Below are 11599 nucleotides of genomic sequence, written 5' to 3' on the forward strand. Positions count from 1 at the left end.
AATCAATCTCTATTTTGGGTTTTGCCATGGTACCTTACCGCCCATTTGAATGTGCTTTAACAACTGACCATTCAATTCCTTATATTTTTCAGGATTTTTTTTCATCAGGTTGTTCCCTTCAAGGGGATCGATACTCAAATTATAGAGTTCGAAAGGTTCATACGGACTGTTCTGTAATAATTTCCAGTCGCCCTTTCGCACGGCATATATGGGTTGGCCACCGTAAGTAGCCCCCCCCTCCCTTCTAGTAAAGTACAAGGTACGCTCGGCATTTGAAGATGTCCCAGACCCCATAAGTTCGGACAAAAAACTTTGTCCTTCCTTGTTGTTTTCCAAATTTGCCCCAACAGCTTCAAGTAGCGTCGGATATAGATCCATTGAAATTTGCATTTTGGTGGAGCTGCTCCCCGGTTTGATCCTACCGGGCCAACTTATGGCCGTTGGCACTTTTAGGCCACCTTCATACATGCTTTGTTTTCCATCGCGGAGGGGGCCATTGTTGGCTTTGCTCGGTAAATGACCTCCATTATCACTAGTAAATATGATGATGGTATTTTCATATTGTCCGCTTTCCTTTAAAGCCGTTACTACTTTTCCGATGCCGTCATCCATGTGCTCGATAAAAGCCACCAATTTTGCACGGGTCTCATCGATGTTCTTTTCCCTTCGATTTACTTTGTCTAGCCATTCTTTGGGAGGTTGTACAGGGAAGTGGGGGGCGTTGTAGGCCAAATAGAGGAAGAAAGGTCGATTATCATCTTTTTGGCTTTTGATGTAATCGACCGACCAATCCGTAAAGAGGTCCGTCGCATGGCCATCAGGGTCAATTTCACGACCATTGAACCGCATGTAATTAATATCGTGACGGCGATGGGTCCAATAGTCATCCATCATATCGCCCAACCAGCCATGAAAATAATCGAAACCGCGCTCTACAGGGGTATTAGGGGATTCCAGACCTAAATGCCACTTACCAATAATTGCCGTGGCATATCCTTCCATTTTTAACGCTTGTGGCAAGAGCGTTGCCTTTGGATCCAAATACCCCCAGCTGTTTCTTGGGTTAGTTCTGATTACTCCGGGAACACCTACATAGTCTTGATACCTCCCGGTAAGAAGGGCTGCACGTGTTGGTGAACAGACGGGGCAATTGGCATAAAAGTTGTCAAAGCGCATTCCCGATGCTGCAATTTGATCGATATGGGGTGTACGGATATCCTCTGTACCGTAATACGAGACGTCGTGATAGCCTTGGTCATCGGTGAGAATCAATAAAATATTAGGCTCCTCAACAATACCCAAAGTGTCCTGACCCGAAATTTTACAACCAAACACCGAAGCAATTAATATGCAGACGTAATTAAAATAGACCCTATTAAACATAGTGATATCTTGGATTTAAATTAATCCCCTCTTTTTGCAAGTTGATCTTTCCCTTTTACCATTTTGTCTTCATGGTCTTTTACTACACGATCAATATTGGCAATTACATCCGGATTTTCCTTTGAAATATCATACTTTTCCGAAGGATCAATACTTAAATTGTACAATAATGGAGGATCATGTTCTTTTATTTCAGGACCATAAGCATCTTGAGTTATAAAATGTGCTTTAAAATCACCATTGCGCACGGCATACAACTTATCTCCTCTATAATAGAACATATCCTTTCTCGCGCTACTCTCCTTATTAAAAAGCACGGGGGCAAGATCCACACCATCTATAATCCTGTCCTGTGGTATATCAACACCTGCTAATTTGCTAAACGTAGTGAACAAATCCATAGTACTGCCCAAATCGGCAATAATGCCAGGAGCAATTCTACCAGGGGCCCAAAAAATACAGGGCTCTCGCATGCCACCTTCCCAGGTAGAACCCTTTCCATTTCGCAAAAGTCCGGCGCTACCACCTTCTTCGTTCATTATCAGCCAGGGACCATTATCAGAAGTGAAAACTAAAATCGTGTTTTCATCGATTCCTATCTTTTTTAATTCATCTAGGATTTGGCCAACGCTATGGTCAATTTCTTCTACCACATCTCCATAGATACCCCTTGGACTTTTTCCTTGAAATTCCTTAGATGCAAACAAAGGAACATGTGGAAGGTTATGTGCCAGGTATAAAAAGAAAGGTCCATCCCTTTTGTCATTTATGAACTTTATTGCCTCCTCGGTGTATCGCTTCGTGATGGTATGTTGATCCGCTGGACGCTCGATAATTTCCATATCCCTCATCAAGGGAACATTGAATGTATTAATGTCCTTTCTTTCCTCAGATTTCCAAAATTCAAAATATCCTCCCGCAGACCGGAACGGCACTATATTATCCATATCATTACTATATGGTATGCCAAAATAGGAATCGAAACCGTGGCTCGTGGGCAAATATTCTTCCTTGTGTCCCAAATGCCATTTTCCTATAGCTGCTGTAGCATAACCGCCTTTTTTCATCTGTTCTGCCAGAGTTACTTCAGACTGCGGCAGTCCGTTATGGGAATCAGGGAAAAGTACACGATTTTTGGAACTTGCCATTCCGCTTCTAACTGGAAGCCTTCCCGTTAACAAGGCAGCCCTACTAGGGGTACACACACTAGCGCCGACATAGAAATTGGTCCACTTTTGACCCTCTGTGGCCATTTGGTCCAAATGTGGAGTTTTGATTGTCGGGTGTCCATATGTCCCCAAATCACCATAACCGAGATCGTCGGCAAAAACGATGATTATATTGGGTTTTTCCATCTTGGAATTATCACCTTGGCCTAATGCTGTAGAATTGAAAATCAATATGATTCCGAAAAAAATACAATACCTTCTATAGGATGCAATAACTAAATTTAACCGCCCACCTAGTTTTAAACTATTCATAATGTTCAAATTAAAAATTTATTAATAACCCGGATTTTGTTCCAGAACAGGATTTGCGTCCAAATTTGTTTGTGGAATAGGAAACAGTATATGAAAGTCTTGGGCATTCTTGCCTCGTGACTGAGCTCTTGAAATCATAACACCATGTCGTATCTGATCTTCTCTAGAATTTCCTTCAAAATAGAACTCCCATTCCCGCTCTCTTAGAATGATATCACGTAAAGAATTTTTTGTAAAATCTGATAACGTCAAAGGAGATGCATTTGCCCTATTTCTTACTTGATTAATAAGGTCTATAACTTCTTGTGAAGGACCAGAAGATTCATTGAGTGCCTCAGCTCTCGTCAATAATATATCAGAATAACGGATTACTGGTATGTCATTACCTGCATTCGGTCCTACAGCATTAGGGTCCCATGGAAGTTTATAAGGATGTGTTTGATCATTACCAAGTCCCTCAACGACCGTACCATCTGCCAAAGAGTATTCAGTAATTATTTGCGATACCCTTGTGTCCGTTGCCTCAAAAGAGTTGACAAATTCATCAAATAAATAGGTTCTTGCAGCATAAACAGCATTATTCGAAAATGGTCTAGGGTACGCAGGTGGAAAAATTAAGGCATTAACTAAATTACTAGCCGTACCTGAACTAGCTAATTTGGGAAGTGTCCAAATTAGTTCGGCATTACCTTCATTTTCAATTGCAAAAACATCACTGTAATTTGACAATAAAGTGTATTGGTCCAAGTCTATCACCTTCTTGGCTGTATCCGAAGCGTTTTCCCATTGCTTTGTGTTCAGATAATATTTCGAAAGTACAGCTAGTGCAATTCCTTTAGAAGCTTTACCAAAGGCTTCTGGTTCCAAAGGCAATGTTTCTACGGCAGCGATTAGTTCTTGTTCAATAAAATTTCTAACCTCTTCTTCACTAGCCCTTGGCTGTAAAGGGTCATCCGTAGGAGTTTTGTACAAGGGTACCCTGCCGAATAATTTGTATAATTCAGAATAACACCAACCTCTTAAAAAATGGACCTCCGCTTCCGTTATCTGAATAAAAGTATTGGAAAATGCTTCATTTTCCAGATTGGCCAAAACTAAATTAGCATCTCGAATTGAATTATAATACGTATTCCACATGGTAAGAAAATGATCATGATTACTTGTCCATGTATAGTTGATGTATTGCACCCACAATTCTTCTATCGATCCACCAGCTCCCCAAGTTTCACCCGTAGTCATCGTACCCATATGATATGGTGCCCATGCCGCAACTGCACCTGAACGATGTGCATAGGTATAAGCAGAATTCATTAAAGATGAAATTCCTTGTTCAGTAGTAAACAAAGTTGTTGGGGATAACTCAGAAAAAACTTCTTCATCAAGGCGATCTGAACAGCTCAACATATTTAAACAAAAAAGGATGGCTATGATTTTATATTTATATGATTTCATAAGAATGTTTTTTTTAGACCTTAAAAGCTAGCTGACAACCCCAAGAGATAAGTTCTGGCTAATGGATAACTACTGTAATCCACCCTTACATTACTACGGCCAAATGAATTTGCTTCAGGGTCAAAACCTACGTAATCAGTAATAGTAAAAAGGTTTTGACCAGTTAAATAAACTCTCATGGAATTTAGAAAATCTATGGGTTCTGTTGGAACATTATAGCTAAGCTGAACATTTTTGAGTCTTATGTAAGAAGCATCTTGAATTGTAAGAGTGTTCACTTTACTAGGGCCATAGGCATTGGGGTTAGTTGCTGAAGGCCATTTTGTATCAGTATTTTGAGGTGTCCAACGATTTAAGATTGGTTCCGATAGGCGATTTCTTCTAAAGTTTGCAGGATAAATAGATTCGATTAAATTAATATTTATCAAATCAACTCCAGATTGACCTTGAAAGAAAAAATCCAATTGCAAGTTCTTGTAAGAAATAGAATTTTGAATACCATAAGTAAAGTCTGGATAAGGATTTCCGATAATAGTTTGGTCATCCGGATTTATCACACCATCGCCATTTAGATCTTCAAATATTGGAAAGCCTGGTTCCGCAGTTGGTTGTGCAGAATTGGCAATGTCATCACCTTCTTGGAAAATTCCCGTAACGACATATCCATAGTAAGATGATAGTGGAGATTCTCTTTGAATGATTGCCGTATTTCCCACGGCCTGAATATTACCCGTTACGATACTTTCAATTCTGCCCAAATCGACAACCTCATTTCTAATAGCGGAAAAATTAAAGGAAGTACTCCATTTGAAATTGTCATTTATTATGTTCGTTGAATTTAGAAGAAATTCAAAACCTTTATTCTTAACAACTCCCACATTACTTAGAACAGAGGAATAACCAGAAGCACTGGGTAACGGAAGGTTGAATAACAAATCCTTAGAGCTTTTGGTAAAATAATCAATGGTTGCGCTGTAGCGACCTCCTGAAATTCCTATATCCAAACCTAAATTGAACTGTTCTGTGGTCTCCCACTTTAAATCCGGGTTAGCGATACGGCTTGGTCTAATTCCTACCTGTGCGATACCATCGTAAATGACTTCTGGTCCTGTACCAAAGGTAAGTTGCGAAGCATAATTTCCAATTTCCTGGTTACCAGTCTGGCCCCAGCTAGCCCTTAATTTTAATTGGCTAATATAATCGGGAATAAAGTCCTCTTCCTCCAGTTTATAACCAACGGCAACAGAAGGAAAATATCCCCATTTGTTATTGGCTCCAAACCTAGATGAACCATCAGCACGAAGGGAGCCTGTAAATAGAATTTTATTGAACAAATTATAATTAACACGCCCCAAATAAGAGAGAAGCGTGTTTTCCTCCTTACCACTATAAAGATTATCAGTATTAGTATTACCCAAAGCAAGGTTGTTTGTTGTCAGATTATCCGTTGGAAACCCACTTATATCACCTGCAAAAAATCTAGTATCAAATTTTTGATAAGTTACCCCTCCAAGAATAGTAAGTGCTTGATTTTTATCAAACTCCTTATTATAAGTCATCGTGTACTCAAACAAATAATTTGATCTTTCCAAAGTATTGATAGCCGCAATACCATCTGCTCCACCTCCCCGTAGAGTATTTTTATTATTATATATATCCCTACGTGAATTTTGTCTATCGGTACCAAAATTAAATTTACCGGACAGTAAATCTGAAAAGTTATAATTTACAAAAGCACTACCAAACGTTCGGTTTGTCTCATTTAAACTTGTTATACCTCTTATGAGAGTTACCGGATTATTTACAGTCAAATTTGAAGATTGCGAAAAAGAACCATCTGGATTAAAAATTGGCTCAGTTGGATCATACAACAAAGAAGCATAAATTGGTCCAGCATTTTCATTTGTGTTTATACCATCTATACTATTATTATCCTTGATTAAACTTGTATTGAAGTTAACTCCTATTTGCGCTCGTTCTCCAATTTTAGTTTCCAAGTTTATTCTTCCAGTATACCTTTTAAGACCAGAATTTTCGACGACACCTTCTTGGTCAAAATAATTCACTGAGGCATAGTACGAAGTTTTATCACTTGCTCCGCTAACGGAAAGTGTATGATTGGAAATAGGAGCAGAACGGAAAATTTCGTCTTGCCAATCAACCCCAACTCCTATGCTTTCTATATCTTCGTTAGAGAAGAGAGAATTGTTTCCTTGTGCTATAGACAAATCATTTATTGCCTTAATGTATTCAGAAGTAGACAATACATCTAATTGCTTTGCGACATTTTGGACACCTCCATATACGTCATATGTTATATTAATTTTACCTTGCTTTCCTTTTTTTGTAGTGATTAAAATAACCCCATTAGCACCACGCGAACCATAAATAGCTGTAGCTGATGCATCCTTTAAAATCTCGATAGATTGTATGTCTGCGGGGTTAAGAGCGTTAAGCGGATTTCTTGGACTTTGGTTATCGCTAACTTGAGCAACACCACCTGAACCCAAATTAGGACTGTTATCAATCGGAAAACCATCTATTACGTAAAGAGGCTCATTGCTAGCATTTAGTGAATTGGAACCCCTAATCCGGATTGCGAGCCCTCCACCTGGTTCAGAGCTCGCTTGGTTTATTTGTACTCCTGCCGCTCTACCTAGCATTAGTTGATCAACGGAAGAATTCGCTCCTGGATTTAAATCATCAGGACTAAGCGAGGCAACAGCTCCGGTTAAGTCACTTTTCTTTTGTGTTCCATATCCTACTACCACCACTTCATCAAGTCCAGCAGCACTTTCCTCCAACGTTATAGTTAGACTGCTTTGGTTGTTCACCGGTATTGCTTTTGAAGCAAAACCGATATAGCTGACCTCTAAAATAGCGTTATCATCAGCAACCGAAATAGAAAAATTACCATCGAAATCGGTTTGGGTCCCATTGGTGGTCCCTTTTTCAATAATATTGGCACCTGCCAAAGGAAGACCATCACTATCCGATACTGTACCGGTAATGGCTTGCTGTAAGTCTTCGGGCCGCGGTTTAAGCGTGCTTATTTTGTCGGGGACAGCTATTTTTTCAATTTTCCGCAAAAGAATCTTGCGGTCATCGATTTCATAGGTCGTTTTCCCCAAATTAAATAGCCTTGCCAGCACTTGATCAATAGATGCTTTTCTCACTTTAACGCTGACCCTTCGTGTTAAATCGACCGCATCGGTATGGTAGAAGAATTTAAACTCGGTTTTGGTTTCAATTTCTTCCAATACTTCTTTTACCGTGGCATTTTGCTCGTCTAAGGTCAGCTTGGTTTTTTGGGCATACGAAGAATTGGCGTGAACCAAAAAGCCTAAGGTCAAGAAAAAAAGAAGTGAAAACTTCATTTTCAGTTCATAATTAATACGCCAAAGAGAAGCACCCCTCCCTGACTTTGGTGGTTTTTTCATAATTTTGAGTGTTTATTGATGATTACTTAAAGTGATCATTCACGAAATCGGGAAATGTTGCACCATTTTCCGATTTTTTTATGATGATGATCAATCTTGTATTTTACAAGAATGGGTCTATTCGCATACTTTCATTGGCTACTTGTTTTCGTTTACAATTATCTTGTTCTCTATAATGGTATAATCCACATCATAAGCTTTTTTGAAATAGGAGAATACCTGTTCAATGGTTTCATACTCCGTTTCTACGGTAGCATTAAAGGTTTCATTGGCGATGGCCTTATTATTATTGATGATGACCACATTGTAATGCCGTTCTAATTTTCTGATGATATTTTCAAAGGTTTCATTTCTAAACACCAAATTACCTTGTAGCCACGAAGTATATAGCTCGGTATTGACCTTTTGACTACTAAACTCTTTGTGTCGTTTATCTACCCGTCCTTTGTTTCCGGGTTCCAAGAAATTCTCGGCCTGTCTTTTCCCTTCTCCCATGGCGTTCATACTTACCGATCCGTCGACCAGCACTACTTCGTAGGCCTCATCTTCAGGATAATTGGCCATATTGAACTTGGTTCCGTATACCCTAACATCCAATTCTTGCGAATTGACGACGAATTGCCTTTCCTTATTATGGCTCACTTCAAAAAAGGCCTCTCCGACCAGCTGCACTTCTCGCGGTTTATTATCGAGAAAGACCGAAGGGTAAGTCAAAACACTACCGGCGTTTAAATACACTTTAGTGCTATCGGACAATAAAATTTCAAAGCGCTTACCTCTTGGTATGGTCAGCGTATTCATAATCGGCTCCACCGAAGTGTTCAAATTCGCATAGCTCAATTGATTTCCGGATTGCTGGCCGACGACCTCCCCGTTCTCAGTGGTTACATTCCCATTTTCATTTTCCGAGATGACCTGTACCTGTCCGTTGCCTAATTGCAGGGTGATGGTATTTTCTCGCGGAATAATTACTTTTTCGGTGGTAATCACCGATTCCTTTTTTAAGAGAAATCCCAACCCCAGGAACAGGAGGGCTATGGCCGCATATTTCATGAATTTCATCATAGGCAGCGGAACGATTGGCCGGGTATTCTTCTTTATCTGCTTGATCAACTCTTGTCGTACTTTCTCTAGATCTGGGTCGTGCATGGCTATATTAAGGGCAAATTGGGTATTTACATAAGCTTTGAAAACAGCTTGGTTATTTTCATCTTCCAACCAAGTATTCAAAAGGTTTAAGTCTTCCACATCGGCAGATTGCGAAAGAAACTTTACAATACTGTTTTCGATATTTTTAGGGACCATTTCTGTTTTGCTCTTTATTATTCTACAAGCGACATTTTCAATACCCTAACTTTTTTTTAATTTTTTTTTGAATATCATATAATTTTTATTGTTTATTTGTGATATAGTCAGTGTTTATGAATTTTGAAGACAATAAAATTTTAGTCACCGAATTAAAAAAAGGAAGCGAAAAAGCCTATATGTTCTTGCTGAACAAATACCATCGCCCACTAAATGCCTATGCCCTGACCTTGACCCATGAAGCCTCGAGTGCCCAAGACATCGTACAAAATGTATTTTTAAAAACTTGGAAGTCTAGAAAAAAACTAAATCCCGATTTTGCCATCAGGGGTTTCCTCTATAAATGTGTTTACAATGAGTTTTTAAACCATTACCAGAAAAACAAGTCCGTTTTCTTATTACACCAGAAATACCTCGAATTTGCGCACCAGGTCGCCGAAGAAAGTGATGATACAGCTATTGCAAGAATGATTGAAATTGTCAATAATGAGATTCAAAAACTACCTCCAAAGTGCCAAAAGGTGTTTATTTTAAGTAAAAAAGAGGGCTTGACGAATAATGAAATTGCCGATTACTTAAATATTTCGATAAAAACGGTGGAAGCCCAGATTACAAAAGCATTCGTCATCCTCAAAAACAAATTGGGAGAGAAGTATGCACATGTGATGTTTCTGGTTTTTGATCAGCCACACTTGAGACCTATAACTGTTGTTAAATAGACCATGGTTTAAAACAAAAAAGAGCCACCGATTTCTCAGTGGCTCTTTTTTGTCGGGGTGGCAGAACTACCAACCCTTTCATACCAACCTCTATATCAATTAGTTACTTTACATTTTTCATTTCAGGTAACCGAATAGGTAACTTTAGACCGCTTCAAATTAACTTTTGTGCAAATTAGATAAAATTTAAAGTATTATATAATAAATGCTAAAAATTAACTTACCCACCTATCACACTACTTAGCTTGAACATGGGTAAATACATCGAAACTAAAATAACACCAACAAATAAGCCAACCAGAATAATTATCAGTGGTTCCATTAAGGTCGAAAGCATTTTAGATTTTTGCTGTACTTCAATAGCGTACTGTTCATTAAGTCGTTGAAAAATATATTCCGTCTGATTTGTCTCTTCTGCTACTTTTACCAGTGAAACCATTTTATTATCGAAAATTTTAATTTGAGACATACTATGACTAAGACTTTGACCAATCAAAACTTGCGATTCAATTTTCATTAATGCTTCTCTTAAAGGATAAAAATCTATCATCTTTTCAACCAATTGAATGCTGTTCAGCAAGGGTACCTTTGAAGCGGTCAATAAAGCCACAGCCTGAGTGAATTGGGTCAAGTACACCGACTTAATAAAATTACCGACATAAGGTATTTTCATCATTAGTGAGTCTCTTCTTTTTTTGAAAGAAACATTATTCTTAATTAGCTGAAGAGTAATAAATAATAAAAAGAAGATACCAATTATCAATGCACCGTAGTCTTCAATAAAAGCGGAAATACTAACAATAATTTTCGTAATGCTAGGCAGGTCCACATTGTTTTGCCGAAAAATATCTTCAAACATTGGAACCACCATTTTAAGCATAAAAATGACCACTAAGATTGCAGTAAGCAGTATGATTGTAGGATAAGTCAGAGCACTTATGAGTGCCCTCCTCTGCTCATTTTTTCTCGCATAAAACAATCCCAATTCCTCTACTATTTTTGACAGCGTTCCGGTCTCCTCTCCTATTTTTACGGAATGGTACTCATATTCTGAAAACTCCTTTCTTTCAGATAATATCTCAAACAGGCTATTTCCAGAAATTAAAGAATCTACAATTTCACCAAAAAAGATTTGTAATTTTTCTTTTTTCTGATTCCCCTGAATTAAAGACAAAGCTTCCTTAAGACTAATCCCTGCCTTAAGCAATACTCCTAACTCAGAATAAAAATCCTCCTTTTTTTTATTGCCGAAAAACTTTCCGAAGAAAGTAATCTCCTTTTGCAAAGTTTGGGCGAGCCAATTTTCATCGGAGGTCGACGGTTCTGTACTATCAGCTATATGTTCCAATTTAAAGCCCATCTTCTACTGCATAAAGTTATACGCACTGTTTTGTTTATAAACAAAGAGTGTTTGGTTACCTGATTTCTTATCTGAAATGAACTTGAGGGCATCAATTTTTCCTAATTGAACAGGCCGGTTTCGAAAAAAGAAATTTTGACCATCCAATTTTACAAAAAAGGTATCCTTCTCCTTTACAATATAATCTTGATATAATTCGTACTGTATCTGCCCCATTGCATTGTTCAACTTGATTTCTTGTCTGTGGGTATCTAGCCAAATACTTTCATAGCTATTGAAATCAACCCATAGCGACTGTTTTAAAGAATTTAAATCATTTTGTCTCTCATAATTGCCTTGAATACCTAACATTTGATTTTGAACAAGATTTAAAACTGCAAAAGCCATTCCTACGACAATGGTTGTAATCAATAACGATATGATTATTTCGCTCAGCGTAAAAGCCTTTACTTTCATCAT

At 38.2% G+C, this 11599-nt stretch carries 8 protein-coding genes; 1 reads left to right on the top strand and 7 read right to left on the bottom strand.

Annotated elements, in window-relative coordinates:
- Positions 1-9 precede the first annotated feature (9 nt).
- The 5 genes from BIZ36_RS14105 to BIZ36_RS14125 all read right to left on the bottom strand — a co-directional run bounded on the left by BIZ36_RS14105 (position 10) and on the right by BIZ36_RS14125 (position 9061).
- Complete coding sequence (locus tag BIZ36_RS14105; RefSeq protein ID WP_187458532.1) at positions 10-1383, bottom strand: sulfatase-like hydrolase/transferase; 1374 nt, start codon at positions 1381-1383, stop codon at positions 10-12.
- A gap of 20 nt (positions 1384-1403) precedes the next feature.
- Positions 1404-2864: a sulfatase family protein gene (locus BIZ36_RS14110; RefSeq protein WP_286174804.1), complete on the bottom strand. Its 1461-nt coding sequence runs from the start codon at positions 2862-2864 to the stop codon at positions 1404-1406.
- Between the two features lie 21 nt (positions 2865-2885).
- Positions 2886-4316, bottom strand: a complete 1431-nt coding sequence (locus tag BIZ36_RS14115) for a RagB/SusD family nutrient uptake outer membrane protein (RefSeq protein ID WP_187458533.1) — start codon at positions 4314-4316, stop codon at positions 2886-2888.
- Positions 4317-4336: 20 nt separating this feature from the next.
- The gene (locus BIZ36_RS14120; RefSeq protein WP_187458534.1) at positions 4337-7756 is read right to left on the bottom strand and encodes a TonB-dependent receptor; all 3420 of its coding nucleotides are present in this window, start codon (positions 7754-7756) and stop codon (positions 4337-4339) included.
- Positions 7757-7894: 138 nt separating this feature from the next.
- Complete coding sequence (locus tag BIZ36_RS14125; RefSeq protein ID WP_187458535.1) at positions 7895-9061, bottom strand: FecR family protein; 1167 nt, start codon at positions 9059-9061, stop codon at positions 7895-7897.
- A gap of 116 nt (positions 9062-9177) precedes the next feature.
- Here BIZ36_RS14125 and BIZ36_RS14130 point away from each other — a divergent pair, with 116 nt between their 5' ends.
- Complete coding sequence (locus BIZ36_RS14130) at positions 9178-9780, top strand: RNA polymerase sigma factor (RefSeq protein WP_187458536.1); 603 nt, start codon at positions 9178-9180, stop codon at positions 9778-9780.
- 220 nt (positions 9781-10000) lie between these two features.
- Here BIZ36_RS14130 and BIZ36_RS14135 read toward each other — a convergent pair whose 3' ends face one another.
- Together BIZ36_RS14135 and BIZ36_RS14140 are read right to left on the bottom strand one after the other, a co-directional pair.
- Positions 10001-11140 (bottom strand): type II secretion system F family protein, encoded by a 1140-nt coding sequence (locus BIZ36_RS14135; protein WP_187458537.1) that lies wholly within the window; start codon positions 11138-11140, stop codon positions 10001-10003.
- Positions 11141-11143: 3 nt separating this feature from the next.
- Positions 11144-11599, bottom strand: coding sequence for a hypothetical protein (locus tag BIZ36_RS14140; protein WP_187458538.1), 456 nt, complete (start codon positions 11597-11599; stop codon positions 11144-11146).

Origin of the sequence: Cytophaga sp. FL35, assembly GCF_014349235.1 — a bacterium.
Taxonomy (GTDB): Bacteria; Bacteroidota; Bacteroidia; order Flavobacteriales; family Flavobacteriaceae; genus Euzebyella.